This window comes from Streptomyces sp. MH60 (genome assembly GCF_002939385.1).
In the GTDB taxonomy this organism is placed as follows: domain Bacteria; phylum Actinomycetota; class Actinomycetes; order Streptomycetales; family Streptomycetaceae; genus Streptomyces.
Map to the genome: position 1 here is coordinate 16,657 of NZ_MULI01000029.1, position 25,961 is coordinate 42,617.

Here is a 25,961-nt window from a genome sequence, read left to right on the forward strand (position 1 = left end):
GTTCGGGGGCGCCCCGTCGTCGTCGCGTGGTTCGGGCCGCCGTCGGCACCGTGAGCCGGGCGGGCCCGGGTGGCCGCTCACCGGCAGAGCGACCGGAGGTCCTCCGCGAAGGCCGGGAAGGCGGCGCGGGCCTCCCTGACGATGTCCGCGGCCGGGCGGCGCGGGGTGGTGGCGTGGCGTTCGGCGAGTGCGGTGAGTTCCGCGTCCGGGCGCTTTGTGCCCTCCTCGTCCGCCTCCGCGGGGCCCGTTCCGTCGGCGAGCAGCCACAGGAAGTCGGACAGGTTCCCGGCGACCACGTCGCATTCGCCCTCCGACCCCACGTACACGACGGGCTGCTCGGTGAGGGGACGGCCGGGGCGTGCGTGCCAGAGGGCCGCGCGGCCGCCGGCGCCGTCCTGGCCGAACACGCGGTAGGCGCAGCCGTCGGCTTCGGCGTTCCCCGTCCACCGGCGCAGCCAGCGAGTGGTCTCCCCGGCGGAGTCGAAGGCGGCGTAGGGCTCGAAGTCGATTCCGTCGCCGTCGGCGTAGTCGAACTCGACGCGGGCCACCTCGGCCAGGGCGGGTGGCAGGCGGCGGTCGTCACCGGGCGTCTCGGTCATGGCCGCACGGTAGCCGTCCGCACCGACACCGGTCGGTGCAGCCCCGCCAGGTCCACCGGCGGCGCCGGGGGCAGGGGTCCCGGGCGGGACGGCGGGTGGGCCTGGAAGGACTGGAAGAGGTAGGTGAGGAGGCGGCGGGCGGCGGGGAGGGCCGTTGTGGGGGGCTGGGCGGCCAGGCCGCTCACCGCGAGGAGGAGCAGGGGGATGTCGGCCGGGTCGAAGTCCTCGCGGAGTTGGCCGGAGTCGCGGGCGCGCTGGACCAGGAGGGCCAGGCGTTCCTCGGCGATGGCGCGTTCCCGGTCGTAGTCCAGGGCCTCGGGGAAGCCGGCGATGAAGACCGTCTCGAAGCCGCGGTCGGTGACCACCGTGGTGCATACCTTTTCGAGGAGGGTGTACAGGCCGTGGCCCGGGTCGGGGTCCGCCATGGCCTCCTCGAACACCGTCGCGCACACGGCCAGCTGGTCCTCGAAGGCGGCGGTGACGAGCGCCGAGCGGGTGGGGAAGCGGCGGTAGAGGGTGGCCACGCCGACACCGGCCCGGCGGGCGACCGCGCTCATCGGGGCGTCCACGCCCTGGGCGGAGAACACCTCGCGCGCCGCCTCCAGGACGCGTTCGCGGTTGCGGCGGGCGTCTGCGCGCAGCTCCGCCGGGGCTTCTCCGGCCGCCGGAGCGGGCGGCTTGTGAGAGGGCTGGTCAGGCATGTTTCTCACTTCCGGGTAAGCGGAGGGTCTCGTCCACTTATGGCTCTAGCGTGAGCCTAGCAGCGGACGCGGGCCTCGCCTCCGTGCTTCCCGGACGCGATTTGGATCTTGAGACATGGGTGAGATGAAGGCGGTTCTCTTCGACCGCTACGGGCCTCCCGAGGTGCTCTACGTCGGGCGGCGGCCGGTGCCCGCCATCGGCCCCGACGAGGTGCTGGTGCGGGTGCGGGCCGCCGCGGTCAACGGCGGCGACCTCCACGACCGGACCGGAAAGGTGCGCCTGGTGACCGGCCGGGCCTTTCCCAAGGGGTGCGGCATCGACTTCGCGGGGGAGGTCGTGGAAGTCGGTACGGCCGTCACCGGGGTGCGCGAGGGGGAGCGGGTGTGGGGGCTGCTGGGGCGGCGCACCGGCAGCATGGCCGAGTACGTCGCCGTCAGCCCGCGGCACCTCGCGACGGCGCCCGAGAACCTCACCCCGGAGGAAGCGGTCTCGCTGATCGCGGGCGCGACCACGGCGCTGACCGCGCTGCGGGACAAGGCCGCCCTGCAGCCCGGTGAGCGGCTCCTCGTGCGGGGCGGCAGCGGGGGTGTGGGCAGTGTCGCCGTGCAGGTCGGCAGGCTGCTGGGCGCCCATGTCGTCGCGCTCGCGGGCGGGCGCAACCTCGACTTCGTGCGGGGGCTGGGGGCCGAGGACGCGCTGGACCACCGCAGGACTCCGCCGGCCACCCTCGGCCGCTTCGACGTCGTCCTCGACACCGTCGGCACCGAGCAGGCCCGGGTGCGACGGCTGCTGGCGCCGGGCGGGCGGATGGTCGCCGTCACCGTCGACTTCGACCGGCCGCTCACGGGGATCGCCACGGTGCTCGGTTCCGCCGTGCACGGCAAGGGGCGCATCCGCTTCTTCAGCGGCAATCCCGACAGCGCGCTGCTCGCCGAGGCCGCCCGGCTCGCCGAGCGGGGCGACATCGTCCCCGTCGTCGACACCGTCCACCCGCTCGACCGGGTCGCCGACGCCCACCGGGCCCTGGAGGCCGGGGGCGTTCGGGGCAAGCACGTCGTGCGGGTGGACGGGCGGGCCCCGGCGGCCGGCACGCCCTAGTCGGACTCCAGCAGCTGCTTGAGCCTCGCCAGGTCGGCGGCGACCGTTCCGGCGTCGCGCTCGAAGTCGGCGTCGGTCGTCCCCGGCTGCCGGCGGACGGTGAACACCACCTCGCTCCCGGTGCCGTCGGCGATCACGCGGACCGGGTTGTGGACGGTCTCCCCGGAGGGCAGCGTGACGTGGTGGTCGAGTACCCCCAGGTCGTTGGGCGGGGTGAAGGTCACCGTGACCCGGCCCAGAGGAGAGGAGTCCGCGATCCATTCGTCCGCGATCCGCTCGATGGACCCGCCGAGACCGTGGGCCCACGCGGGCAGGTTGGCCGGGTCCGAGGCGTAGGCGTAGACGTCGGTCGCGGAGCGGTCGATGTGGACGCCGAGGTGGCGCGACTCCTTGCCGGTGCTGTTCATGCCGGTGACGGTAGCGGGCCGCCGTCGCCGTCGCCTTGAAGGAAACGGACACGGAACCGGACACCCTCAGCGGTGCCAGTCAGTGGTGCCAGGCCCGGCCGCCCGTGTTGTGGATGAAGCGCTGGAGCACCTTCATGGTGGTCAGGTACTCCTCGTCGGAGATTCCGGCGTGGCGTTCCGTCCACAGGTCGTCCTGGACGGCGGCCGCCTTCTCGAAGAACGTCCTGCCCTCCGGAGTCAGGGAGAGCGGGCCGTCGGAGGCGGTCTCGGTGATCCAGCCCGCCGCGATCGTCGCGTCGATCTCCGACTCCATCGCCTCCGGGCCCGCGTCGAGGTAGTTCCGCAGGACGCCGGAGACCTCGGCGCGGGTCTTCGGGGTGTCGGCACGGCCGACCTGGGCGAGGACCCACCACTGGGGCTGGGTCGTGCCGAGCTCGGCCAGGGCCGCCCGGGTCCGGGTGACGACGGCCTTGTACGCCGCCCAGCTCCAGTAGCCGATGGGCTGGCGGACCAGTTCGGCGTCGCCGTGTGAGTAGTCCATGGCGTCGACCGTAGAAGCTGAAGTCCGGTTGAGGTCAAGCGTCGTCCGGGGCCCGCCCGGGCCGACTCGTCGTCGGCAAAGGCACGGGCGGGGCGGGCGTAGCGTAGGCGGTATGACGACGTACGGATCCTTTCCCGGCACCCGGCCCCGGCGGCTGCGGACCACCCCCGTGATGCGTCGGATGGTCGCCGAGACCCGGCTGCACCCCGCCGACTTCATCCTCCCCGCCTTCGTCCTGGAGGGCGCGAGCGAGCCGGTGCCGATCGCGGCGATGCCCGGTGTCGTGCAGCACACGCGGGACACGCTGAAGAAGGCGGCCGCCGAGGCGGTCGAGGCCGGGGTCTCCGGGATCATGCTCTTCGGGGTGCCGGAGGAGGGGAAGAAGGACGCCGCCGGTACGGCGGGCACCGACCCCGACGGGATCCTGCAGGTCGCGCTGCGTGACGTCCGGGCCGAGGTCGGGGACGAGCTGCTCGTCATGTCCGACCTCTGCCTCGACGAGTTCACCGACCACGGGCACTGCGGGGTCCTGGACGGCCAGGGGCGCGTCGACAACGACGCCACCCTGGAGCGGTACGCCGAGATGGCGCAGGTCCAGGCCGACGCGGGCGCCCATGTCGTGGGGCCCAGCGGGATGATGGACGGTCAGATCGGGGTCGTCCGGGACGCGCTCGACCAGATCGGGCGGGAGGACGTCGCGATCCTCGCGTACACCGCCAAGTACGCCTCCGCCTTCTACGGGCCCTTCCGGGAGGCCGTCGGTTCGTCGCTCAAGGGCGACCGGAAGACCTATCAGCAGGACGCCGCCAACGCACGCGAGTCGCTGCGGGAGCTGGCGCTGGACCTGGAGGAGGGCGCCGACATGGTGATGGTCAAGCCGGCCGGGCCCTACCTCGACATCCTCGCCAAGGTCGCCGAGGCCTCGGACGTGCCCGTCGCCGCGTACCAGATCTCCGGTGAGTACTCGATGATCGAGGCCGCCGCCGAGAAGGGCTGGATCGACCGCGACCGGGCCATCCTGGAGTCCCTCACCGGGATCAAGCGGGCGGGCGCGCGCAACATCCTGACGTACTGGGCCACCGAGGTCGCTCGCACACTGCGCTGAGCGACCGGTGGCGGCCCTTCACACAAGGGGTGCGGTTGCGCGCACCCCTTCAGTACTCGAGCGCGTTCGAGGCGTCGGTCTGCCAGTAGGTGACCGTCAGCGCGGTGTCGACGTACACGCCGCCGGAGGGCAGCTTGACCGTGGCGATGGAGCCGTCCTCGAAGGGGATCGTGAGGGTGTTCGTCTCGTAGCCGTTCTCGCCGCTGCCGTCGCCGGAGGACAGCCGCACGCCCGCGTAGCCCGACTCGCCCGGGGCCAGCGTCGTCAGCGACTGCGGCTTGCTGGACTCCGCGACCGGCGGCACCGACTGGGCCTCGCCGAACCGTGCCGCCGGGTACTGCGGCAGCGCGCACGTCTTCGAACCGGTGTTGGTGGCGGTCAGCAGCAGGTGGTTGATCGGCCGGGGGGCGTTCGCCGCGGTGATCTGCACGTCGGACGCGGAGCACTCGCCGGGGACGTCCGAGTCGGAGTCGTCGGAGCTGTCGTCGGTCCCGGTCGCGGCGTCGGAACCGGAACCGGTACCGGAGCCGGAGTCCGAGGTCTTGTCCTTTCCGGCGGAACCGTTCGAGCCGGTGGAGCCGGTCTCACTGGTGTCGTCCTTCGCGCTGCCCGCCGGCTGGGCGTTGTTCGCGCCCGCCGTCGCGGAGGCGGCGGAGTCGGGCGCCGGGGAGCCCGTGAGTTCGTCGCCCTCGCAGGCCGTGAGGGAGAGCGCGGCCAGCGCGACCGTGGTGGCGGCGAACAGACGGGTACGGGTGATGCGGCGTGCGGACATGGCAGGTCCCCCATGGGATGCGAGAGTTGAGGCGAGCCGCTCGACCGTTCGGCGGGAGCGGCTGCTTGGATGACCACAGCTTGCGGTCCTGATCGTCCCGGCCGCCAGCGACGGGGGAGCATGCGGGACGGTGGGACGCCCGGAAGGCTCTGACCTGCGGGAACAACGTCCCTCTGGGATGCGGTACGGGGATGCGAGGAGAGGGAGGAACGGTGGCGGGGGACGACTTCGCGGGACTGCTTCGGGAGCTGAAGGAGCGGTCCGGGCTCAGTTACGGGGCACTCGGCAAGCGGCTGCACATGAGCGGCTCGACCCTGCACCGGTACGTCAGCGGGGAGGTGGTCCCGGTCGAGTTCGCGCCCGTCGAACGCCTCGCCCGCGTGTGCCGGGCGACGCCCGAGGAACTGCTCGAACTCCACCGCCGCTGGATCCGCGCGGACGCGCTGCGCGGTGTGCGGAAGGGGGAGACCGAGGGCGGAGAGGACGCGGAGGGCGCGGAGGACGCGGAGGGCGCCGCGGGCTCAGAGGGTGCCGAGGGCTCGGAGGGCTCGGTCGCGGACGGCGCCTCGTCGCAGTCGCCGACCCCGTCGGCCCCGTCGGCCTCGCCGGTTTCCGCAGCCTCGTCGGCTCCGGAGACGCTGTCGGCCCGGTCGGTGCCGGAGGCGCCGTCGGCCCCGGAGGGCCGCCGTCGGGTGCCGCGTGCCGCGCTCTACGCCGCGACCGGCGTCGTCGCCGTCAGCGCCGCCGTGGCGCTCGTGGCCAACCTCGTGTCGGGCCCGGACGACGACGGCCGGCGCGGACCGGCCGGGGCCGTCGCGCGGACCTCCACATCGGTGTCCGGGAGCGCGAGCGGGCCGGGCTCGCCGAGCGCGAGCGCCTCCACGTCCTCCCCGTCCGCCTCGGCGTCCCGGTCCGGGTCCCCCTCCGCGTCACCGTCGCGTCCGGTCACCGCCACGCCGAGCCGCGAGGCACCCGTCGACGGGCCCCTGCTCACCGTGTCGACCACCCCGTACTACTGGGACGTCCCCTGCGACCACGCCTTCCTCGTCGACCGCAGCCCGAAGAACGTGCCCAAGCCCCCGCCCCAGCAGGACGCCGTCGGCTGGGCCACCCCCCTCAACGCGGTCTCCGCGAACCGGCAGACGGTCGTCCTCACCGTGCAGGGCACCGGCCCGCAGACGGTGGTCCTGGAGGACCTGCACGTCCGGGTGAAGCGCAGCGGTCCGGCGCTGGACTGGAACCAGTACGTGATGGGCAACGGCTGCGGCGGCCAGGTGCACACCACGGCCTTCGACGTCTCGCTCGACCTCGGCACCCCGACCGCGACACCGATCGGGGGCCAGCGGGACTTCCCGTACAGCGTCAGCGAGTCCGACCCCGAGGTCTTCCAGGTCGCCGCGCACACCAGCGGCCACGACGTAAGCTGGGAACTGGAACTGGAGTGGTCCAGCGGCGGCCGGCACGGCACGACGCGCATCGACGACAACGGCAAGCCGTTCCGCACCAGCGCCTCCCGGGACGACTCCTCCTACGCGTACCCCCTCGGCAGCGACGCCTGGGAGCTGGTCGAGGGCGGCTGAGACGGGCCGGGCCGGGTGCCACCTCCCCGGTGGCATCGGGGCACCGGCAAGTCGGGGCGGGAGATAGGTTGTTGAGCACCAAACCGGTTCGCTTCGTCAGGCGACATCCGAAAGGTGGGACGCGATGCCCGGTGACGCCCTCAGCCAGGACCCCGCGGAGCTGCGGAGGAGGATCGACAGCAGCAAGGCGCACCCGGCGCGGGTCTACGACGTCTTCCTCGGCGGCAAGGACCACTACCCCGCCGACCTCGACGCCGCGGCCGCCGGGCTCGCCGCCAACCCGCGCGGCTACCTCGACGTGCGGCACAACCGCGACTTCCTGCGGCGCGCGGTGACCGCGCTCGCCCGGGAGGACGGCATCCGGCAGTTCCTCGACATCGGCACCGGGCTGCCGACCGCCGAGAACGTGCACCAGATCGCCCAGCGCATCGCCCCCGAGTCGCGGGTCGTCTACGTCGACAACGACCCGGTCGTGCTCGCCCACGCCCGCGCCCTGCTCACCAGCGGCCCCGAGGGGCGCACGGACTACATCGACGCCGACCTGAAGAGTCCGGCCGGGATCCTCGAACAGGCCGCCGAGACCCTCGACTTCGACCGGCCGGTGGCGCTCTGCCTCGTCGCCATCCTGCACTTCGTCGAGGACGCGGAGGCGTACCCGATCGTCCGCGAACTGGTCGACGCGCTGCCCGCCGGCAGCCGCCTGATCCTCAGTCACCTCACCGACGACCTCAACCCGGAGAACGTGCGCGCGGTCCAGCGGACGTACACCGAGCGGGGTTTCACCTTCGTGCTGCGCTCCCGCAAGGACGTGGAGCGGTTCTTCACGGAGAGCGGACTGGAGTTGGCCGACCCCGGTGTCGTGCCGGTGCACCACTGGCGGCCGGACCACGCGGCGCCGGTGCCGGAGCAGCCGGAGGAGTCGTACCTCGCCGAGCTCGACGACATCGAGAAGGTCCGGTACAAGGACATCAACGACGTCACGGACGCGGACATCAACGTGTACGGCGGGCTGGGCGTCAAAGGCTGACGGCCGTCACGGGTCGCACGGGTGTCCGGATCGCGGAAAGTTCCCTGTAGGCGGCACGTACTTGCCTAGGCTGCGCGCATGACCGTGACTGAGACCGCGCCCGCCGCCACCGCTCCGCTGCCGCCGCTCGCCGCGCGGGCCCGGTCGATCGGCGGTTCGCCGGTACGGGACATCCTCGCCGTCACCGCCCGCCCCGAGGTGATCAACTTCGCGGGCGGGCTGCCGGCCCCCGAACTGTTCGACGCGGAGGGCATCGCCGCCGCGTACCGGGACGTCCTCGCCGAGACGCCCGCGCGGGCCCTGCAGTACTCCACGACCGAGGGCGAGCCCACCCTGCGGGCCGCGCTCGCCGCCCGCACCTCGGCGCGCGGGTCGGCCACCGGCGCCGACGACATCCTCGTCACCACCGGTTCGCAGCAGGCCCTGTCGCTCCTGGCCACCGCGCTGCTCGAACCCGGCGACACGGTCCTCGTCGAGCGCCCCTGCTACCTGGCCGCGCTCCAGGCCTTCGGCTTCGCGGGAGCCCGGGTGGTGGCGGTGCCCGGGGACGACGACGGGATCGACCCCGCCGCGCTGGAGGAACTGGTGGTGCGCGAGCGTCCCAAGCTGCTCTACACGGTCCCCACCTTCTCCAACCCCACCGGACGCACCGTGCCCGCCGCCCGCCGCGCCGCCCTCGCCGAGGTCGCGGGGCGGTGCGGGCTGTGGATCGTCGAGGACGACCCGTACGGCGAGCTGCGCTTCGAGGGTGAGCGGGTGCCGTGGATCGCCTCCTACGAGGGGGCCCGGGACCGGACCGTGCTGCTGGGCTCCTTCTCCAAGGTCATGGCGCCCGGCCTGCGCCTGGGCTGGCTGCGGGCGCCCGCCGAGCTGCTGCGGGCCTGCGCGGTCGCCAAGCAGGCCGCCGACCTGCACACCCCGACCGTCAACCAGCTCGCCGCCGCCCGCTACCTGGCCGACCGGGACCTGGACGCCCACGTCGCCCGGGTCGCCGCCGTCTACGGAGTGCGCCGGGACGCCATGCTCGCGGGTCTCCCGGAGGCGCTCCCTGCGGGGTCGGTGTGGACCCGTCCCGAGGGCGGCATGTTCCTGTGGGTCCGGCTGCCCGACGGGTACGACACCACCGCCCTGCTCCCCGAGGTGGTCCGGCACGACGTGGCGTACGTCCCCGGCGCCCCCTTCCACGCAGGCGAGCCCGACCGCGCCACGCTGCGGCTGTGCTTCGTCACGCAGACGCCGGACGAGATCGCGGAGGGGCTGCGCAGGCTGGGCGAGGGACTGGGCACGGCGCACCGGGCGACGCGGCTCCCGTCGTAGGACCAATGACCGAGGGCGGAGGCGCCGTCGCCGCACGTACGGTGAGGCCATGCCCGACAGCGCACGGACGACGACCCCCTTCTCCCTCGACGCCTACTTCGAGCGCATCGGCTGGGAGGGCGGGCGGCGGCCCGACGCGGCCACGCTCCGCGGGGTGCAGCTCGCCCATCTGCGGGCCATCCCCTTCGAGAACCTCGACGCCCTCGGCGGCCGGGCCCCTTCCCTCGACCTCTCCGACCTGATGGCCAAGCTGGTCCACGGCCGTCGGCGCGGCGGCTACTGCTACGAGCACAACACCCTGTTCGCGGCCGCCCTGGAGGCGCTCGGCGTCCGGGTGACCCGGCTGACCGCGCGGGTCGTCGTCGGCGCGGACCGCTTCGAGGACCGTCCGCGCACGCACATGGCCCTCCTCGCCGAACTGCCCGGCGATCCGCGGCCCCTCCTGGCCGACGTGGGCTTCGGCGCCGTCGGCTCGCTGCTGGAACCGGTGCCGCTGCTGGCGGACACCGAGTTCCACGACGCCGGGCGTCGGCACCGGCTGGTGCACGCGCCGCGCCGGGGGCCGCTGGAGACGTGGGTGCTCCAGGCGCGCGTGGCGGGTGGCTGGGAGGCGCAGTACGCCTTCACCCCGGAGCCGTTCGAGCCGTCCGACTACGAGGTGATCAACTGGCACATCGCCACGAACCCGCGTTCCCCGTTCGCCCGGCGCCCCTACGTCCAGCGCCTCACCCCGGACGCGCACCTGCTCCTCGACGGCGACCGCGTCACCGTGACGCGTACCGACGACGGCACGGTCACCGAACGGAAGCCGGCCGACGAGACGGAGGCCCGCCGGGTCCTGGCGGAGGAGTTCGGCATCGACGTACCCGAGGGCCTGACGCTGCTGAGGTGAGGACGGGGCGGCCCCGCCCTCACCTCCGGGCCGTACTCAGAGCCGCTCGGGCGTCCGGATGCCCAGCAGGGCCATGCCCCGGTGCAGGGTGCGGGCCGTGAGGTCGCACAGGAAGAGGCGGTTCTCCACCTGCTCCGGCGTCTCGGCCTTCAGCACCGGGCACTTGTCGTAGAACGTCGTGTACAGCGACGCCAGCTGGTACAGGTACGCGGCCAGCTTGTGCGGGGCGTACTCCGCGGCCGCCTCGAAGACCGTGTCCCCGAACGCGTCCAGGTGCAGGCCCAGCGCGCGCTCCGCCTCGTGCAGCGCCAGCTCCGGGTGGGCGGCGGGGCGGAACTCGCCGGCCTTGCGGAGGATGGACTGGATACGGGCGTAGGCGTACTGGAGGTAGACGCTGGTGTCGCCGTTGAGCGAGACCATCTGGTCCAGGTCGAACTTGTAGTCGCGGCTCGGCGACGTCGACAGGTCCGCGTACTTCACGGCCCCGATGCCGACCTGCGCGGCCCGCTCCCGGATCTCGTCCTCGGTCAGGTCCCGCGCCTTCTCCCGCACGACCTCCGCCGCCCGCTGCACCGCCTCGTCCAGCAGGTCCTCCAGACGCACGGTTTCGCCCGCACGCGTCTTGAAGGGCTTGCCGTCGGCGCCGAGCACCGTGCCGTAGCCCATGTTGTGCGCGGTGACCTCGTCGCCGAGCCAGCCGGCCCGGCGGGCGGTCTCGAAGACCATCCTGAAGTGCAGCGACTGACGTACGTCCACGACGTACAGCAGCGTGGTCGCGTGCAGGTCCTGGACCCGGTTGCGGATCGCGGTCAGGTCGGAGGCCGCGTAGCCGAAGCCGCCGTCGGCCTTCTGCACGATCAGCGGGACCGGCTGGTCGTCCTTGCCGCGGATCTCGTCGAAGAACACCACGAGCGCGCCCTCGGAGCGCACCGCGACGCCCATCTCCTCCAGGAGGCGGGCGGTCTCGGGCATGCCCTCGTTGTACGCGGACTCGCCGACGATCTCCTCGTCGCGGATCTCCATGTCGAGCTTCTCGAAGACGGAGTAGAAGTAGACCTTCGACTCGTCCACGAACTGCTGCCACAGCTCCAGCGTCTCCTTGTCGCCGGACTGGAGGGCGACGACCCGCTTGCGGGCCCGCTCCTTGAACTCCTCGTCCGCGTCGAAGACCGCGCGCGACGCCTTGTACACCCGGTTCAGGTTCGACATGGCCTGCTCGCCGTCGACGTCCTCGGCCGGGGCCAGCTCGCCGGGGTGCTCGAACAGGTACTGGATGAGCATGCCGAACTGGGTGCCCCAGTCGCCGATGTGGTGCCGGCCGATCGTCTGCTCGCCGGTGAAGTCGAGCATGCCGCGCAGCGCGTCGCCGATGACCGCCGAGCGCAGGTGGCCGACGTGCATCTCCTTCGCCACGTTCGGCTGGGCGTAGTCGACGACCGTGGTGCCCGCGTCCTGCTTCAGCGGCACGCCGAGCCGCTCGCCGTCCGCGAGCCGCGCGGCGAGGTTCCGGGTGATCGCGCCGTCGCTGACGGTGATGTTGAGGAAGCCGGGCCCGGAGACCTCGACGTCCTTGATCAGCTCGTCGCCGGTGGTGATGCCGGCGACCACCTCGGCCGCCAGCTCCCGCGGGTTGGCCTTCGCCTTCTTGGCCAGCGCGAGAATGCCGTTGGCCTGGTAGTCCGCCCGGTCGCTACGTCGCAGCAGCGGGTCGGCGCCGGCGGCCTCCGGCCGGGTGGCCGTGAGGGCGGACGCGAGCTGCTGCTGGACGGAGTCGGTGAGGGACGTGACCGAGGCCATGGAGTGGCTGCCGTTCTGCTCGGGTTCCTGGAAGTAGTACAGAAACCGAGTATCCCATGCGGTGAAAAGCGGTTTTCGCGGATGCGGGCCGGGCTGGGAGAATGGGACGGACAGCCGTGCGACCGTACCGGCTGTCTCCGGAGCGGTTCCGGAGAAGTCTCAGGAAAGAGGACGTGCCGATCGTGGCTCAGAGCACAGAGACCACCGACTGGGTCTCCCGTTTCGCGGACGAGGTCATCGCCGAGTCGGAGCGTCGTGCCCCGGGCGCGAAAACATCCCTCGCCACCGCTCCGGGTGGCCTCGTCGTCGCGTCCGGACTCTCCCCCTCCGGCCCCATCCACCTGGGCAACCTGCGCGAGGTCATGACCCCGCACCTGGTCGCCGACGAGATCCGCCGCCGCGGGTACGAGGTGCGGCACCTGATCTCCTGGGACGACTACGACCGCTACCGCAAGGTCCCGGCCGGTGTCCCCGGGGTGGACGAGAGCTGGGCCGAGCACATCGGCAAGCCCCTGACCTCCGTCCCGGCGCCGAAGGGCTCCCCGCACCCGAACTGGGCGGAGCACTTCAAGGCCGCGATGGTCGCCGCGCTCGACGCGATGGGCGTCGAGTTCGACGGCATCAGCCAGACCGCGCAGTACACCTCCGGTGTCTACCGCGAGCAGATCCTGCACGCCATGAAGCACCGGCGGGACATCGACGCGATCCTCGACCAGTACCGGACCAGGAAGCCCGCGAAGCAGCCGCAGAAGTCGCAGAAGCCCGTCGACGAGGCCGAGCTGGAGGCCGCCGAGGGCTCCGGCGCCGCCGCCGAGGACGACGGCAGCTCCGGCTCCGCCGGGTACTTCCCGTACAAGCCGTACTGCGGCAACTGCGAGAAGGACCTGACGACCGTCACCGCCTACGACGACGACTCGACCGAGCTGACCTACGCCTGCACCGCCTGCGGCTTCTCCGAGACCGTGCGGCTGAGCGAGTTCAACCGCGGCAAGCTGGTCTGGAAGGTCGACTGGCCGATGCGCTGGGCGTACGAGGGGGTCGTCTTCGAGCCCAGCGGCGTGGACCACTCCTCGCCCGGGTCGTCGTTCCAGGTCGGCGGGCAGATCGTCGGGATCTTCGGCGGCAAGCAGCCGATCGGCCCGATGTACGCCTTCGTCGGCATCAGCGGCATGGCCAAGATGTCCTCGTCCAAGGGCGGGGTGCCCACCCCGGCCGACGCGCTCCAGATCATGGAGCCGCAGCTGCTGCGCTGGCTGTACGCCCGCCGCAGGCCCAACCAGTCCTTCAAGATCGCCTTCGACCAGGAGATCCAGCGGCTGTACGACGAGTGGGACCGCCTCGACGCCAAGGTCGCCGACGGCTCGGCCCTCCCCGCCGACGCCGCCGCGCACTCGCGCGCCGTCCGCACGGCCGCCGGTGAGCTGCCGCGCACGCCCAGGCCGCTGCCGTACCGGACGCTGGCCTCCGTGGCCGACATCACCGCCGGGCACGAGGACCAGGCGCTGCGCATCCTCAGCGAGCTGGACCCGGCGAACCCGATCGCGTCCCTGGACGAGGCCCGGCCGCGCTACGACAAGGCCGAGGCGTGGATCAACACCCACGTCCCCGCCGACCAGCGCACCATCGTGCGCCAGGAGCCCGACGCCGAGCTGCTCAAGTCCCTCGACGAGCCGAGCCGGCAGTCGCTGCGGCTGCTGCTCGACGGACTGGCCGACCACTGGTCCCTGGACGGGCTCACCCACCACGTCTACGGCGTCCCCAAGGTCCAGGCGGGCTTCCCCGCCGACGCCACGCCCAAGGAACTGCCGCCCGAGATCAAGACCGCCCAGCGGACGTTCTTCGCGCTGCTGTACCACCTGCTCGTCGGCCGCGACACCGGCCCGCGCCTGCCCACGCTGCTGCTCGCGGTGGGGCAGGACCGGGTGCGGACCCTGCTCGGGGAGTAGGACCCGCCAGTACGGCGAAGGGGGCGCCCGGTCCGCACCGGGCGCCCCCTTCGCCGTACGCGGGGCCGTCAGGCGATGTGCTCCTCCTCCAGCTCCGCGCCGTGGCGCTCCTGGAACCGCAGGACCATGCGCTTGGCATCGGCGTCCAGGAGCGAGACGCCGAACGTGGCCTCGACGTCGTACGCGAACTCGCGCGGGGTCGGGTAGCCGCTGCCGTTGTTGAGCGACTGCTTGAAGACCTGGTAGTAGTCGTCCTCGCCCGGACCCTCGGGCTCCGGCGTGCCGCCGCCCTCCCCCAGCTCGCGGGTGCGGTGCGGCCCGACCGGTATGGGGAAGCCGCCGGTCTCCTCCGGAGCGGGCTCCTGCGGGGGCGGCTCCTCCTCGAACTGCTGCCGGTACTGGTCGGCCTGCCGCTGCTCCGCCTCCCACTGGGCGTACTGGTCCGGGTCGTACGTCGGGTCGTAGTCGCCGTGGTACTCGACCGACTGCGGGTCCCGGGCGTGCAGCCACGGGTTCTGCTCCACCGCCGGCCCGTCCTCCCGCACCGGCTCCGCCTCCCGGGCGCCGACCAGTTCGGCCCGCTGCTCGGCCGGGGGCGACGCCTGCGGGGCCGGTTCCTGCGGCCGGGGCGCCGGCGGGAGCAGGGCCGGTTCGATGCCGGCCGCCGCCAGCCCGGAGGGGGCGGTCTGCGCCAGCGGGACGCCGTAGCGGGCCAGCCGCAGCGGCATCAGGGACTCCACGGGCGCCTTGCGGCGCCAGGCGCGGCCGAAGCGGGAGCGCAGCCGGGCCTGGTACACCAGCCGCTCCTGCTCCAGCTTGATGACCTGCTCGTAGGAGCGCAGCTCCCACAGCTTCATGCGGCGCCACAGCAGGAACGTCGGCACCGGCGAGAGCAGCCAGCGGGTGAGGCGGACGCCCTCCATGTGCTTGTCGGCGGTGATGTCGGCGATCCGGCCGATCGCGTGCCGGGCGGCCTCCACCGACACCACGAACAGGATCGGGATCACACCGTGCATGCCCACGCCCAGCGGGTCGGGCCAGGCCGCCGCGCCGTTGAACGCGATCGTCGCCGCCGTCAGCAGCCACGCCGTCTGGCGCAGCAGCGGGAAGGGGATGCGGATCCAGGTCAGCAGCAGGTCGAGGGCGAGCAGCACGCAGATGCCCGCGTCGATGCCGATCGGGAAGACGTAGCTGAAGTTCCCGAAGCCCTTCTTCAGGGCCAGTTCGCGCACCGCCGCGTACGAACCCGCGAAGCCGATGCCGGCGATGACGACGGCACCGAAGACGACCATGCCGATGAGTACACGGTGCGTCCGTGTCAGCTGAAGTGGCGCGGCCACCCGTACTCCCCTTCCATTGCGTGTTGTTGCGCGCAACAGAGTGGCACATGTGTGCGGGGGACGGGTGGCCGGTGGGTGGAAGAGACCGTCAGCTGTCCTTCGCGGACGCCTTCGAGGACGACTTGGACGGCGACTTGGACGGCGACTTCGACGACTCCTCGGTGGACGACTTGGAGCCCGACGTGGAGGGCGACGGCGTGGCGCTCGACTTGCCGCCGCCGGCGGCGGCGTTGGCCTTCGTCACCGCGGCCACCGCCTCCTTGGCCGCCTTCTGCGCGTCCTTCGCCAGGTCGTCGGCGTCCGGGGTCTTGTCGCCCGCCAGGCCCGCGCCGTTGAAGTCGATCGTGACGACGACGTTCTCGACCCGGGTCACGACCGTCTGCTGCTTGAAGGTGCCTTCCTTCTTCTTCAGGTCGTAGCGCACCAGCGAGGCCTCGTCGCCCGTGCCGCTCACCGGCGTGGTCTTGAGCTTCTTCGCGCCCTCCGCGCTCTGCACGTCCTTGAGCTGCTTCTGGTAGTAGTCGTGCGCCAGCTTGTCGCCCTCGCCGCGCGTCACGTCCGACTCGAAGCGCAGCATCGACACGCTCAGCCAGCGGAACTGAGAACCCTTCACGCCGTTGTCGTCGAGACTGTCCCAGGAGCAACTGGCCCGCGACGCCGTGTCGTTGGACGTGCCCTCCTTGCCGGAGTCGCCCTTCGGCACCAGGTCCTCCAGCGTCTTCTCGGTCACCACCGAGCACGGCTCGGGAAGCTTCCGGAACGCCGCCGCCCGCACCGTCGGGGAAGGGCTCGCGGACTTGGACGCGGCGGACTCCTCCGCGGTCTTGTCCTTGCCGTCGTCGGAGCCGGAGTCCGAGGAGCAGCCGGCTGCCACCAGCATCACGGGTACGGCGGCCGCGCCGACAAGGACGCGGGTGAGTCGCTTCGCTCGCTTCGCATGCGGGTCTCGCTGGTCACGCTGGGCTCGTAGCTGCATGGTTCCTTCACTCATGGCACTCGTGGTTCCTGCGTTCGGAACGGGTCCGAGGGGCCACGGTACGCGGTGAAGAAATCGTGCGGTCCCGCTTCGGGGCCACCGCGCGCGGGCGCGGGGGAGCCCCGCCGGGACTCAACCGCCCAGCGAATCCGCCAGCTGGGAGGCCAGTTTCCGCGCCATGTCCTGCATTTCCTCGCTGTCCGGCACGACGCCGAGCGTCGCCGACTGCTCCGCGTACTCGATGGTCACCATGACGTTCGACGTGCGGAACGCCACAGTCACCGTGCGCCGCTTCGCCGTCGAACCGGAGCTGCTGAGCGCGTCGTCCACGAACGCCTCGTCGCCCAGGTCGTCCAGGAGCCGGGGCTGGACGTCGGTGGGCGTGGCGTCGGAGGACGCGCTCGACGAGGACGAGGACGAGGACGAGGAGGCGGAGGAGGACGCCGAGGGTGTACCGCCTGCGCCGGTGGCCGGCTCCCCGGATTCCCCGGAGTCACCCGAGGACGCCGACGGGCTGCCGGACGGGGAGTCCTCGGCGGAACCGGACTCCGAGACGACGGGTTCGGGCAGGTCGGCGGCCTCCACCTGCTGGGCGAAGAGCTGCTCGGCCTCGCTGTCGTCGCTCACGGCGCTGTCGTACGACACCACCCGTTCGAAGCCGACGAAGAGATGGTCGGTGGCCTGGGCGGAATCCACCTTCCAGCGGCAGCCGACCTTGCGGTCGGTGTCGTACGCGAGCGTCGGCTCACCCGCGTACGCCTTCTCGCGCTGCTCCTCGTCGGTGATCTCCTCGATGCCGGGCAGCAGGGCGTCGAGCGTCTTGTTGCCGACGGCGCCGCACGGCTCCGGAAGGGTGCGGTACTTGCCGGGCTCGGCCGCCTCGGTCGCGACGCCGGGCTCGCCCGGGTTCGAGTCGTCCGCGGTGGCACCGCCGTCCGAGCCGCCGGTGCAGCCGGCCAGCAACGCCGCCAGAAGGGCGGCGACGCCGGGTACGTAGGCCTTCCGCTGCACGGTGCGGCTCCTCTCGCCGGTGTGGCTGTGGTCGGTACTCCAGTGTCCCCGCTGGTTATTCGCTTGCCGCGCGGGGGCGTCCCCTGGAGACAATGTGTATCGCACGCGCCGCCGTGAACGCCGGTCAGCCGTCCCTTTGGCTGCCCTTGGCGCCGGTTTTGCGCTTTGAGACTTCTGTATGTTTTCCGGGGGAATGAGGACGATATGTCGTACGTGGAGATGCCGGGCGCGAAGGTGCCGATCCGGATGTGGGCCGACCCGGCGACGGTCGAGGAGGGCGCGCTCCAGCAGCTGCGCAACGTCGCGACCCTGTCGTGGATCAAGGGCCTCGCGGTCATGCCGGACGTGCACTACGGCAAGGGCGCGACGGTCGGCTCCGTGATCGCGATGCGGGGCGCGGTGTGCCCGGCGGCGGTGGGCGTCGACATCGGCTGCGGGATGTCGGCGGTGAAGACGTCCCTGACGGCGAACGACCTCCCGGGCGACCTGTCCCGGCTGCGCTCGAAGATCGAGCAGGCGATTCCGGTGGGGCGGGGCATGCACGACAGCCCGGTCGACCCGGGCCGCTTCCACGGACTGGCGACGGCCGGGTGGGACGACTTCTGGGGGCGGTTCGACGGGGTGGCGGAGGCGGTCAAGTTCCGTCATGAGCGGGCCGGGAAGCAGATGGGAACGCTCGGATCGGGCAACCATTTTGTCGAAGTGTGCACGGATACGACCGGTTCTGTCTGGCTGATGCTGCACTCCGGCTCCCGCAACATCGGCAAGGAACTGGCCGAGCACCACATCGGCGTCGCCCAGAAGCTTCCGCACAACCAGGGCCTGGTCGACCGCGACCTCGCGGTGTTCGTCGCGGACACCCCGCAGATGGCCGCGTACCGCAACGACCTGTTCTGGGCGCAGGAGTACGCGAAGTACAACCGCACGCTCATGATGGCGCTCCTGAAGGACGTGGTCCGCAAGGAGTTCAAGAAGGCCAAGCCGGTCTTCGAGCCGGAGATCAGCGCGCACCACAACTACGTCGCCGAGGAGCGGTACGACGGGATGGACCTGCTGGTGACCCGCAAGGGCGCGATCCGCGCGGGTTCCGGTGACTACGGGATCATCCCCGGTTCCATGGGCACGGGTTCGTACATCGTGAAGGGCCTCGGGAACGCCAAGTCCTTCAACTCCGCCTCCCACGGCGCAGGCCGGCGGATGAGCCGGAACGCCGCCAAGCGGCGCTTCTCCACCAAGGACCTGGAGGAGCAGACGCGGGGCGTGGAGTGCCGCAAGGACTCCGGCGTGGTGGACGAGATCCCGGGCGCCTACAAGCCGATCGAGCAGGTCATCGACCAGCAGCGCGACCTGGTGGAGGTCGTGGCGAAGCTGAAGCAGGTCGTCTGCGTGAAGGGCTGACGCCCGGGGCGCCGTCGGGGGTCAGCCCTCCCGGTGCACCTTGGTGTTCGATGCCTGGGCGCGGGGGCGGACGACCAGGAGGTCGATGTTGACGTGGGCGGGGCGGGTGACCGCCCAGGTGATGGTGTCGGCGACGTCGTCGGCGGTCAGGGGGGCGGCGACGCCCTGGTAGACCTTGGCCGCCTTGTCCTGGTCGCCGCCGAAGCGGGTCAGGGCGAACTCGTCGGTCTTGACCATGCCGGGCGCGACCTCGATGACGCGGACCGGGCGGCCGACGATCTCCAGGCGCAGGGTCTCGGCGAGGACGTGCTCGCCGTGCTTGGCGGCGACGTAGCCCGCGCCGCCCTCGTAGGTGGACAGGCCCGCGGTCGAGGAGACGACCACGACCGTGCCGTCGCCGCTCGCCTCCAGCTTGGGCAGCAGGGCCTGGGTGAGGTGGAGGGTGCCGATGACGTTGGTCTCGTACATGCGGCGCCAGTCGTCCGGGTCGCCGGTGGCCACCGGGTCGGCGCCGAGCGCGCCGCCCGCGTTGTTGACGAGGACGCCGACGGTCTTGAAGGCCGAGGCGAACTCGTCGACCGCCGCGCGGTCGGTGACGTCCAGGGGGTAGGCCGTCGCCTGGTGGCCGGCCGCCCGGATCTCCTCGGCCAGCGCCTCGACGCGGTCCTTGCGGCGGGCGGTGAGGACCACGCGGTACCCGGCCTCGGCGAGCTGCCGGGCCGTCGCGGCGCCGATGCCGCTGCTCGCGCCGGTGACGACGGCGATACGGGAGGCGGCGGACGGGGCGGCGGCTGCGGTGGCCATGGGCTGCTCCTCGGTCGGTGGTGCGGGTCGCCGCCCAGGTTAGTCAGCGCCGTGGTCAGCCGGCGTTGCGCGGGGCCCACATGATCAGGGCCATCCCGGCGAGGCAGACCAGCGCCCCCGCGATGTCCCAGCGGTCGGGGCGGTAGCCGTCGGCGACCACGCCCCACAGGATCGAGCCGGCCACGAAGATCCCGCCGTACGCGGCGAGGATGCGGCCGAAGTGCGCGTCGGGCTGGAAGGTGGCGACGAAGCCGTAGGCGCCCAGGGCCAGGACCCCGCCCGCCGCCCACAGCCAGCCGCGCTGCTCGCGCACCCCCTGCCACACCAGCCAGGCGCCGCCGATCTCGAACACGGCGGCGACCACGAACAGGGCTGCGGAGCGGAGCACGAGCATGCGGGCAGCTTCGCACGCGCCGCGTCCACGCCGGTCGGCGGACCTGCGGAATAACGGTCGGAGCTGCTCCGTTCCAGGGGTATAGTTGAACACTAAACAACCTGGAGGTTGAGCGATCATGCAGTTCGGCATCTTCACCGTCGGCGACGTCACGCCCGACCCGACCACGGGCCGTACGCCGACCGAGCGTGAGCGCATCAAGGCCATGGTCGCCATCGCGCTCAAGGCCGAAGAGGTCGGGCTCGACGTCTTCGCGACCGGCGAGCACCACAACCCGCCCTTCGTGCCCTCGTCGCCGACGACCATGCTCGGCTACGTCGCGGCCCGCACCGAGCGGCTGGTGCTGTCCACCTCCACCACCCTGATCACCACGAACGACCCGGTGAAGATCGCCGAGGACTTCGCGATGCTCCAGCACCTGGCCGACGGCCGGGTGGACCTGATGATGGGCCGCGGCAACACCGGGCCGGTCTACCCCTGGTTCGGCAAGGACATCCGCGAGGGCATCAACCTCGCCGTCGAGAACTACGCCCTGCTGCACCGCCTGTGGCGCGAGGACGTGGTGAACTGGGAGGGCAAGTTCCGCACGCCGCTCCAGGGCTTCACGTCCACCCCGCGACCGCTGGACGGCATCGCGCCCTTCGTCTGGCACGGCTCCATCCGCTCCCCGGAGATCGCCGAGCAGGCTGCGTACTACGGCGACGGCTTCTTCCACAACAACATCTTCTGGCCCGCCGACCACACCAAGCGCATGATCGAGCTGTACCGGGCCCGGTACGCGCACTACGGGCACGGCACGCCCGAGCAGGCGATCGTCGGCCTCGGCGGCCAGGTGTTCATGCGGAAGAACTCGCAGGACGCGGTCCGCGAGTTCCGGCCGTACTTCGACAACGCGCCGGTCTACGGGCACGGGCCGTCGCTGGAGGACTTCACCGCGCAGACGCCGCTCACCGTCGGCTCGCCGCAGCAGGTGATCGAGAAGACGCTCGCCTTCCGCGACTACGCCGGTGACTACCAGCGCCAGCTGTTCCTGATGGACCACGCCGGGCTGCCCCTGAAGACCGTCCTGGAGCAGCTCGACCTGCTCGGCGAGGAGGTCGTGCCGGTGCTGCGAAAGGAGTTCGCGAAGGACCGCCCGGCGAACGTGCCGGACGCGCCGACCCACGCGTCCCTGCTGGCCTCCCGGGAGGGTGCCACGACCGAGGAAGGAGTACGCGCATGAAGCTCGTCGTCGTCTCCGCGGGGCTGAGCGTGCCGTCGTCCACCCGGCTGCTCGGCGACCGGCTGGCCGCGGCCGCCGCCCCGGCCGCCACCGCACCCGAGCCCGCTCCGGCCGACGTCCGGGTGGTCGAGCTGCGCGACCTCGCCGTGGAGATCGCGCACACCTTCACCAACGGCTTCCCCGCACCGGCGCTCGCGGACGCGTTCGCCGAGGTCGCGGCAGCCGACGGGCTGATCGTCGTCACGCCGGTGTTCTCGGCGTCGTACAGCGGACTGTTCAAGTCGTTCTTCGACGCGCTGAGCGTCACCGACGAGGACGCCCTCACCGGGAAGCCGGTGCTGATCGCCGCGACCGGTGGCAGCGCCCGGCACTCCCTGGTGCTGGAGCACGCGCTGCGGCCGCTCTTCGCCTACCTGAGGGCGGTCGTCGTCCCCACCGGGGTGTACGCCGCCTCCGAGGACTGGGGCGCGCAGGGGCTCGACGCCCGGATCGAGCGGGCCGCGACCGAGCTGGCGGCGCTGATGGCCGGGCTGTCGGGGCCCTCGGGGCCGGCGAAGGGGCGCACCCCGCCGCCGAAGCGGGACTCCTTCGAGGAGGTCACGCCCTTCGCGGAGCGGCTCGCCGCGCTCAGCGTCCCGGGCCCGAGTCCGGCGCCGTAGGGCGGCCGTCGGCGGGCCCCGCACAGCCTGGTTCACCGGATCGGGTGATGCCGGTCGGGAACCCGTCGGGCCCGGTCGGCGGCTCACTACGGTGTGGCCGAGATGAGCAGACCCGAGCCCGTGTCGCGAGAGTCCGAACGGCCGCCCGAGTTCCCGATGCCCCGGTGGGTGGTGGGGGTCTTCCCCGTGTCCCTCCTGGTGGCCGTCACCTGGGGGCCGGCGCAGGCGGCGGTGCTGTGCGGCGTGGCCGCGGTGGCCTTGCTCTACGCCACGAGCAGGAAGCCGGCGTCGTGGCACCTGGCCGGCGGGACCGTGGTGTGCGCGGCGGGAGTCCTGCTCCAGGGGTCCTCCTACTACGTGGTGGTGCGCAGCGGCTCGCTCGGTCCCGCCGGGCAGCCCGCCCTCCTCTACTTCCTGGGCCTCCAGGTGTTCACGAGTGGCCGGAAGGTGCGGCGCGCGGCCCAGCTCGATCTGTCCGCGTCGCGGCGCCACCGTGCCGAGCACGGGCTGCTGGAGCCCGCCGAGCCGCTCGGCGAGCCGCGGCCCGGCAGGCGCTGGATCCCGTTCGGCGCGACGGGGGTGCTCGGCGCGGTCGTCTGCGGGCTCGGCTCGCTGTGTTTCTGCCTGGCCCTGCTCGCCGTGCGGGACATCGTGACGACCGACGACCACCCGTGGTGGGGGCCACTCGCGATCGCCGTCCTGCTCGTGCAGACCGTGCTCCTGATCGGCATGGGCAACACGCTCCTGCGCACCGGCGCCCAGTACTACGACACCGTCATCTCCTCCCCGGACGACCTCGCCGGACGCCGGTACGTCCTGTACCTGCGCTCCTTCCGCGACGACCGGCGGCTGGCACGCCCCCATCGCATCCCCCTGGTGGGCGCCTGGCTGGCCGCCGCCGTCAGCACGGGCCAGGGCGAGGAGGAGCGCATCGCCGACGCCCTCTCCTGGGCCGGCCCCCTCGTCGGGGTGGGGGCGCCCGGGGAGCGCGTGCCCCGGGCCGGTGCCCGGCGGATGTACCTGCCGCTGGACGGCTGGCAGACCCCGGTGAGCACCATGATGCGCGGCGCCGCCCTCGTCGTGATCGTGCTCGGGAAGGGAGCGGGGACGCTCTGGGAGATCCGCGAGGCGATGCGGATCCTGCCCCCGGAGCGGCTGCTGCTGCTCGTACCGATGAAGGAGAGGGCGTACGACGAGTTCCGCGCGCTCGCGGGCGACCTGACACCCGGCGTGCTGCCCGCGTACCGGCCCGGCCGCGCGTTGTCGTCCCGGGTCCGGGGAGTCATCCACTTCGGGCCGGACTGGACGGCGGAGTTCACCGCCCTGCGCCGGCCCTCACCGCTGGAGGACCAGCTCGTGGGCTCGCTGGACCGCGCCGTGTGGCCCGCCATGGTGCGCCTCACCGCACTCGAACGCCGGGCGGACGGGAGGGACCGCGCGGCATGAGCGACACCGGGGACGCGCTGTGGAACACGGAGGTCGGCCCGTCCGAGTACTCGGTGGCCGACGACCGCTACCGGCAGGCGGTGCTCGACCAGTACAAGCTCTGCGTGGAGATGGCCGACCGGGTCAGTGCCCGGCGGAACCTGACCAACACGTTCTTCCTGTCGCTCAACAGCGCGGTCGTCGCCGTGGTGGCCGCGGTGTCGGCCGGCGCACTGGCCGACGCCTCCGTCCCGCTGCTGCTGGCCGGGCTGCTCATCCTGCTCGTCCAGTGCGCCGCCTGGTACGTCATGGTGCGTTCGTACCGGCAGCTCAACCGCGCCAAGTACGCGGTGATCGGCGCCTTCGAGGAGCGGCTCCCGGCGTTCGCGTACAGCCGGGCGGAGTGGGGCGCGCTGGGCGAGGGCCGGGACTGGCGCCGGTATCTGCCCCTGACCTACGTCGAGCAGTGGGTGCCGGTCGTCTTCGCCGTCTCCTACCTCATGGGATTCTGCGCCCTCGCCGCCCGGTGAGCCGCGGGCAGCGGTAGGATCCGGGGCCTGCCACCAGGCCACCGACCGAGGGGGAGACCGTGACGGCCCTCGCGGTGACCGGGCACATGGACCTGACGGACGAGAGCGTCCCCGTGGTCCGGGCCGCCCTGGACGAACTGCTGGACCGCTACCGGGACCCGGACCGGGACCAGGAGCCGGGCTCCGGGAAGTCGTTCGTCGGGCTCTCCTGCATCGCCAAGGGCGCCGACTCGCTGTTCGCGGAAGCCGTACTGGCCGCCGGCGGGCGCCTGGTCGTCGTCGTCCCCTCGCGGGACTACCGGCACAGCACGGTCGAGCCGGACGGCGCCCCGCTCTTCGACCGCCTCGCCGAGGCCGCCGACGAGGTCGTCGTACTGCCCTACGAGAGGGCCGACCGGCAGGCGTACGAGGCCGCCAACGCCCTGCTCCTGGAACGCGCCGACCGGCTGGTGGCCGTGTGGAACGGCGAACCTCCCAGCGGCCGGGGCGGCGGCACCGCCGACGTGGTCCTCGCCGCCCGGGAGGCGGGGATCCCCGTCGACGTCGTGTGGCCGGACGGGGCCGCCCGCGCGGCATCCCGGTAGGAAGCGCCGCCAGCGCCAGCGCCAGCGCCAGCGCCGCCGACCGGCCGCGGACCGGCGCCCGATCAGCGCCGGAAGCCTGATCGGAAGCGGTTCGGAAGCGGTGCGCCGCTGGTTCCGGAAGCGGGATCGCTGGTGCCGTGGAGGCATGTCGACGTCACCGGCGGCCGTACGCCCCACCGCTGTCGCCGGCGCCGGCCCCGGTGTCCTGACTCCCGGGGCCGGCGCCGACGTCGGCGCTGGTGCCCGCGCCCGTGCGGGAGCCGGTGCCGGAGTCCGTGCCGCCGCGGGCACCGGGGAGCCGCGCGGTGCGCAGATAGGTGCCGAGCACCGACAGGTCGGTCCGCTCCAGGTCGGCCGGGCGGATCACGACGCGCAGCTCCGGGGCGGTCGCCGGATCGCGGCGGCAGTGTTCCGCGAAGCTCTCCACGATCATCAGCAGCAGCCGGGTGCGGTCCAGCTCCACGATCCGGGCGAGACCGGAGCCGATCAGGGGGATCGCGACCGGCCGGTACATGCCGTAGCGGGCGACGGCCGGCCACAGGGTGTCCAGGCTCGCCCGCAGGTCGGCCGGTCCGGAACGGGCCACGAGGTCGTTGCCGAGCCGGGAGTAGGCCACGGCGAAGACCCGGCGGCCGTCCACCGTCAGCGGGACCGTGGTGCCGAGGGGATAGCGGACCCGGCGGCCGCGCGGCTTGTCCTGGACCCGCTCGGTGCGCAGCGGCCTGAACGCCCTGAGACCGGCCTGGATCCGGTCGTCCAGCTGCTTGCGCTCGCCGCCGAACAGCCGCTCCACCAGCTGGCCCTGGACGCTCTCCCGGCTGATCACCAGGTCCTGCTCGGTGGCGGTGTCGAAGGTGTCGGTGAACCCGATCACCAGATTGGCGTCCTCCTGGTCGAACAGGTCGCCGCGCACCACCACGAGGTCACCGGCGCCGGGGAACGGCTGCCGCAGCAGCTCCCGCCCGTGCCGCTCGCGCAGCCGGGCCCGCAGGGCGCCGAGCAGTTCGGCGACGTCCTGGTCGTCCGGCCGCTCCCGGGCCATCCGTTCGGCGACCGGCAGCGCGAGGTCGTGGCGGCCCAGGTCCATGCGGCTGCGGATCAGCTGGCGGCGGGCGGTCTCGTACAGCGCGGTGAGCCGGCGCACCAGCGGCCGGGCGAAGTCCTCGTCGCCCGCCTCGGCCAGGGGACGGCCGCGCACCAGCGCGAGCGCCGCGGCCAGCCGGTCGGCGGCCGACGCGGGGGCCGCGAGCAGCGCGGAGTCGACCAGCTCGGTGAACTCCGCGCAGTCCAGCTCCTCGGGCGCGAGCACCAGCCGGTACGCCGTCTCGGGCGCCGGGCCGGCCAGCAGCTGCTCGGTGCGCAGCACCCGGGCGCCGTCACCGCGCTGCGCGGGGTCGAGGGCGCGGCGCAGTTCGAGGACGCGCTTTTGCACCTCGTTGCGGTGGCGCTGGGCCGCGTGCGGCTGCTCGCCGTCGAGTGCCCACACGTCCCGGTGCAGCCGGCGCACCGGGACGGACTCGCCGTCCGCCGCCACCAGGCGGACCAGCAGCCGTGTCGTCAGCGGGGTCAACCGAGCGGGTACGCCGTCGACTTCGAGCCTGGCCGGACCCAGGACGCTCACACGGATGCGCGCCATACAAGTGGTCTCCACTCGCTTCGCCCTCTCCCGACCGGTGGTCGCGGGGGAGGTTTCGGCAGCGTATCAATTGTCCGTTTGGGGGAGTTGTGGTTTCGGTCGGTTCGCGCGGGACCGGTCCTGTCGTCCGTCCGCCGCGGGGGAGCGGGCGGCTGAGCCGCGGGGGCCGTCGGGGCGCGTTCGGCGGGGCGCGGACCCG

General features: G+C 72.6%; 25 protein-coding genes. 13 read left to right on the plus strand and 12 right to left on the minus strand.

Annotation, left to right across the window (positions count from 1 at the left end; genetic code table 11):
* Positions 1-77 precede the first annotated feature (77 nt).
* Positions 78-599 carry an SMI1/KNR4 family protein gene (locus BZZ08_RS19370; protein ID WP_104633516.1) on the minus strand — a complete coding sequence of 174 codons (522 nt, stop codon included), beginning with the start codon at positions 597-599 and terminating at the stop codon, positions 78-80.
* Positions 596-1,300: a TetR/AcrR family transcriptional regulator gene (locus tag BZZ08_RS19375; RefSeq protein WP_104633517.1), complete on the minus strand. Its 705-nt coding sequence runs from the start codon at positions 1,298-1,300 to the stop codon at positions 596-598. The genes BZZ08_RS19370 and BZZ08_RS19375 overlap by 4 nt, the downstream gene beginning before the upstream one ends.
* A gap of 115 nt (positions 1,301-1,415) precedes the next feature.
* Between BZZ08_RS19375 and BZZ08_RS19380 the strand changes: the two genes are divergently transcribed.
* Entirely contained in the window at positions 1,416-2,399 is a 984-nt protein-coding gene (locus tag BZZ08_RS19380) for an NAD(P)-dependent alcohol dehydrogenase (RefSeq protein ID WP_104633518.1), read from the plus strand.
* On the opposite strand, the gene BZZ08_RS19385 is transcribed toward BZZ08_RS19380, so the two are convergent.
* Both BZZ08_RS19385 and BZZ08_RS19390 read right to left on the minus strand, forming a co-directional pair.
* Entirely contained in the window at positions 2,396-2,806 is a 411-nt protein-coding gene (locus BZZ08_RS19385) for an SRPBCC family protein (RefSeq protein WP_104633519.1), read from the minus strand. The two genes, BZZ08_RS19380 and BZZ08_RS19385, sit on opposite strands and share 4 nt — an antisense overlap.
* Positions 2,807-2,885: 79 nt before the next feature.
* Positions 2,886-3,347: a MarR family winged helix-turn-helix transcriptional regulator gene (locus tag BZZ08_RS19390; protein WP_104633520.1), complete on the minus strand. Its 462-nt coding sequence runs from the start codon at positions 3,345-3,347 to the stop codon at positions 2,886-2,888.
* Between the two features lie 112 nt (positions 3,348-3,459).
* On the opposite strand from BZZ08_RS19390, the gene hemB reads away from it, so the two are divergent.
* Entirely contained in the window at positions 3,460-4,452 is a 993-nt protein-coding gene (gene hemB, locus BZZ08_RS19395; RefSeq protein WP_104633521.1) for a porphobilinogen synthase, read from the plus strand.
* Between the two features lie 49 nt (positions 4,453-4,501).
* Here the strand turns inward: hemB and BZZ08_RS39030 are convergent, their stop codons facing one another.
* Complete coding sequence (locus BZZ08_RS39030; protein ID WP_198601574.1) at positions 4,502-5,224, minus strand: DUF4232 domain-containing protein; 723 nt, start codon at positions 5,222-5,224, stop codon at positions 4,502-4,504.
* Between the two features lie 212 nt (positions 5,225-5,436).
* On the opposite strand from BZZ08_RS39030, the gene BZZ08_RS19410 reads away from it, so the two are divergent.
* The 4 genes from BZZ08_RS19410 (at position 5,437) to BZZ08_RS19425 (ending at position 10,040) form a co-directional block, all read left to right on the plus strand.
* On the plus strand, positions 5,437-6,804 hold the full coding sequence (locus BZZ08_RS19410) for a helix-turn-helix domain-containing protein (protein ID WP_104633523.1): 1,368 nt from the start codon (positions 5,437-5,439) through the stop codon (positions 6,802-6,804).
* Between the two features lie 124 nt (positions 6,805-6,928).
* Complete coding sequence (locus tag BZZ08_RS19415) at positions 6,929-7,831, plus strand: SAM-dependent methyltransferase (RefSeq protein ID WP_104633524.1); 903 nt, start codon at positions 6,929-6,931, stop codon at positions 7,829-7,831.
* 78 nt (positions 7,832-7,909) lie between these two features.
* On the plus strand, positions 7,910-9,148 hold the full coding sequence (locus BZZ08_RS19420; protein ID WP_104633525.1) for an aminotransferase-like domain-containing protein: 1,239 nt from the start codon (positions 7,910-7,912) through the stop codon (positions 9,146-9,148).
* A gap of 49 nt (positions 9,149-9,197) precedes the next feature.
* Positions 9,198-10,040: an arylamine N-acetyltransferase family protein gene (locus tag BZZ08_RS19425; RefSeq protein ID WP_104633526.1), complete on the plus strand. Its 843-nt coding sequence runs from the start codon at positions 9,198-9,200 to the stop codon at positions 10,038-10,040.
* A 36-nt stretch (positions 10,041-10,076) separates the two neighbouring features.
* Here the strand turns inward: BZZ08_RS19425 and argS are convergent, their stop codons facing one another.
* Complete coding sequence (argS, locus tag BZZ08_RS19430) at positions 10,077-11,837, minus strand: arginine--tRNA ligase (RefSeq protein ID WP_104633527.1); 1,761 nt, start codon at positions 11,835-11,837, stop codon at positions 10,077-10,079.
* Positions 11,838-12,010: 173 nt separating this feature from the next.
* Here argS and lysS point away from each other — a divergent pair, with 173 nt between their 5' ends.
* Positions 12,011-13,783 carry a lysine--tRNA ligase gene (gene lysS, locus BZZ08_RS19435; protein WP_104633528.1) on the plus strand — a complete coding sequence of 591 codons (1,773 nt, stop codon included), beginning with the start codon at positions 12,011-12,013 and terminating at the stop codon, positions 13,781-13,783.
* Positions 13,784-13,851: 68 nt separating this feature from the next.
* On the opposite strand, the gene BZZ08_RS19440 is transcribed toward lysS, so the two are convergent.
* From BZZ08_RS19440 to BZZ08_RS19450, 3 genes are all read right to left on the minus strand, one after another.
* Positions 13,852-15,123 (minus strand): DUF2637 domain-containing protein, encoded by a 1,272-nt coding sequence (locus BZZ08_RS19440; protein ID WP_104633529.1) that lies wholly within the window; start codon positions 15,121-15,123, stop codon positions 13,852-13,854.
* 88 nt (positions 15,124-15,211) lie between these two features.
* Complete coding sequence (locus BZZ08_RS19445) at positions 15,212-16,114, minus strand: DUF3558 family protein (protein ID WP_241965513.1); 903 nt, start codon at positions 16,112-16,114, stop codon at positions 15,212-15,214.
* Positions 16,115-16,231: 117 nt separating this feature from the next.
* A complete protein-coding gene (locus BZZ08_RS19450; protein ID WP_198601575.1) occupies positions 16,232-17,110 on the minus strand; it encodes a DUF3558 domain-containing protein in 879 nt (292 codons plus the stop codon).
* A 204-nt stretch (positions 17,111-17,314) separates the two neighbouring features.
* On the opposite strand from BZZ08_RS19450, the gene BZZ08_RS19455 reads away from it, so the two are divergent.
* Complete coding sequence (locus BZZ08_RS19455) at positions 17,315-18,508, plus strand: RtcB family protein (protein WP_104633532.1); 1,194 nt, start codon at positions 17,315-17,317, stop codon at positions 18,506-18,508.
* A gap of 21 nt (positions 18,509-18,529) precedes the next feature.
* Here the strand turns inward: BZZ08_RS19455 and BZZ08_RS19460 are convergent, their stop codons facing one another.
* A complete protein-coding gene (locus BZZ08_RS19460; RefSeq protein ID WP_104633533.1) occupies positions 18,530-19,312 on the minus strand; it encodes an SDR family NAD(P)-dependent oxidoreductase in 783 nt (260 codons plus the stop codon).
* Between the two features lie 55 nt (positions 19,313-19,367).
* Complete coding sequence (locus BZZ08_RS19465; protein ID WP_104633534.1) at positions 19,368-19,706, minus strand: YnfA family protein; 339 nt, start codon at positions 19,704-19,706, stop codon at positions 19,368-19,370.
* A gap of 118 nt (positions 19,707-19,824) precedes the next feature.
* Between BZZ08_RS19465 and BZZ08_RS19470 the strand changes: the two genes are divergently transcribed.
* The 5 genes from BZZ08_RS19470 to BZZ08_RS19490 all read left to right on the plus strand — a co-directional run bounded on the left by BZZ08_RS19470 (position 19,825) and on the right by BZZ08_RS19490 (position 24,126).
* Entirely contained in the window at positions 19,825-20,928 is a 1,104-nt protein-coding gene (locus tag BZZ08_RS19470; protein ID WP_104633535.1) for an LLM class flavin-dependent oxidoreductase, read from the plus strand.
* A complete protein-coding gene (locus BZZ08_RS19475; RefSeq protein WP_104633536.1) occupies positions 20,925-21,587 on the plus strand; it encodes a CE1759 family FMN reductase in 663 nt (220 codons plus the stop codon). Before BZZ08_RS19470 ends, BZZ08_RS19475 begins: the two co-directional genes overlap by 4 nt.
* Positions 21,588-21,689: 102 nt before the next feature.
* Positions 21,690-23,033, plus strand: a complete 1,344-nt coding sequence (locus BZZ08_RS19480; protein ID WP_104633573.1) for a transferase — start codon at positions 21,690-21,692, stop codon at positions 23,031-23,033.
* Entirely contained in the window at positions 23,030-23,542 is a 513-nt protein-coding gene (locus tag BZZ08_RS19485; RefSeq protein ID WP_104633537.1) for a RipA family octameric membrane protein, read from the plus strand. The genes BZZ08_RS19480 and BZZ08_RS19485 overlap by 4 nt, the downstream gene beginning before the upstream one ends.
* A 59-nt stretch (positions 23,543-23,601) precedes the next feature.
* Entirely contained in the window at positions 23,602-24,126 is a 525-nt protein-coding gene (locus BZZ08_RS19490; protein ID WP_104633538.1) for a hypothetical protein, read from the plus strand.
* A 154-nt stretch (positions 24,127-24,280) separates the two neighbouring features.
* Here BZZ08_RS19490 and BZZ08_RS19495 read toward each other — a convergent pair whose 3' ends face one another.
* Complete coding sequence (locus BZZ08_RS19495) at positions 24,281-25,762, minus strand: macro domain-containing protein (protein WP_104633539.1); 1,482 nt, start codon at positions 25,760-25,762, stop codon at positions 24,281-24,283.
* Positions 25,763-25,961 lie beyond the last annotated feature (199 nt).

Bases quoted from the DNA above. Each gene is read 5' to 3' on its own strand.
- BZZ08_RS19370 (WP_104633516.1), bottom strand. From the start codon at position 599: ATGACCGAGACGCCCGGTGACGACCGCCGCCTGCCACCCGCCCTGGCC.
- BZZ08_RS19375 (WP_104633517.1), bottom strand. From the start codon at position 1,300: ATGCCTGACCAGCCCTCTCACAAGCCGCCCGCTCCGGCGGCCGGAGAA.
- BZZ08_RS19380 (WP_104633518.1), top strand. From the start codon at position 1,416: ATGGGTGAGATGAAGGCGGTTCTCTTCGACCGCTACGGGCCTCCCGAG.
- BZZ08_RS19385 (WP_104633519.1), bottom strand. From the start codon at position 2,806: ATGAACAGCACCGGCAAGGAGTCGCGCCACCTCGGCGTCCACATCGAC.
- BZZ08_RS19390 (WP_104633520.1), bottom strand. From the start codon at position 3,347: ATGGACTACTCACACGGCGACGCCGAACTGGTCCGCCAGCCCATCGGC.
- hemB (WP_104633521.1), top strand. From the start codon at position 3,460: ATGACGACGTACGGATCCTTTCCCGGCACCCGGCCCCGGCGGCTGCGG.
- BZZ08_RS39030 (WP_198601574.1), bottom strand. From the start codon at position 5,224: ATGTCCGCACGCCGCATCACCCGTACCCGTCTGTTCGCCGCCACCACG.
- BZZ08_RS19415 (WP_104633524.1), top strand. From the start codon at position 6,929: ATGCCCGGTGACGCCCTCAGCCAGGACCCCGCGGAGCTGCGGAGGAGG.
- BZZ08_RS19420 (WP_104633525.1), top strand. From the start codon at position 7,910: ATGACCGTGACTGAGACCGCGCCCGCCGCCACCGCTCCGCTGCCGCCG.
- BZZ08_RS19425 (WP_104633526.1), top strand. From the start codon at position 9,198: ATGCCCGACAGCGCACGGACGACGACCCCCTTCTCCCTCGACGCCTAC.
- argS (WP_104633527.1), bottom strand. From the start codon at position 11,837: ATGGCCTCGGTCACGTCCCTCACCGACTCCGTCCAGCAGCAGCTCGCG.
- BZZ08_RS19445 (WP_241965513.1), bottom strand. From the start codon at position 16,114: ATGAGTGAAGGAACCATGCAGCTACGAGCCCAGCGTGACCAGCGAGAC.
- BZZ08_RS19455 (WP_104633532.1), top strand. From the start codon at position 17,315: ATGTCGTACGTGGAGATGCCGGGCGCGAAGGTGCCGATCCGGATGTGG.
- BZZ08_RS19460 (WP_104633533.1), bottom strand. From the start codon at position 19,312: ATGGCCACCGCAGCCGCCGCCCCGTCCGCCGCCTCCCGTATCGCCGTC.
- BZZ08_RS19465 (WP_104633534.1), bottom strand. From the start codon at position 19,706: ATGCTCGTGCTCCGCTCCGCAGCCCTGTTCGTGGTCGCCGCCGTGTTC.
- BZZ08_RS19470 (WP_104633535.1), top strand. From the start codon at position 19,825: ATGCAGTTCGGCATCTTCACCGTCGGCGACGTCACGCCCGACCCGACC.
- BZZ08_RS19475 (WP_104633536.1), top strand. From the start codon at position 20,925: ATGAAGCTCGTCGTCGTCTCCGCGGGGCTGAGCGTGCCGTCGTCCACC.
- BZZ08_RS19480 (WP_104633573.1), top strand. From the start codon at position 21,690: ATGAGCAGACCCGAGCCCGTGTCGCGAGAGTCCGAACGGCCGCCCGAG.
- BZZ08_RS19485 (WP_104633537.1), top strand. From the start codon at position 23,030: ATGAGCGACACCGGGGACGCGCTGTGGAACACGGAGGTCGGCCCGTCC.
- BZZ08_RS19495 (WP_104633539.1), bottom strand. From the start codon at position 25,762: ATGGCGCGCATCCGTGTGAGCGTCCTGGGTCCGGCCAGGCTCGAAGTC.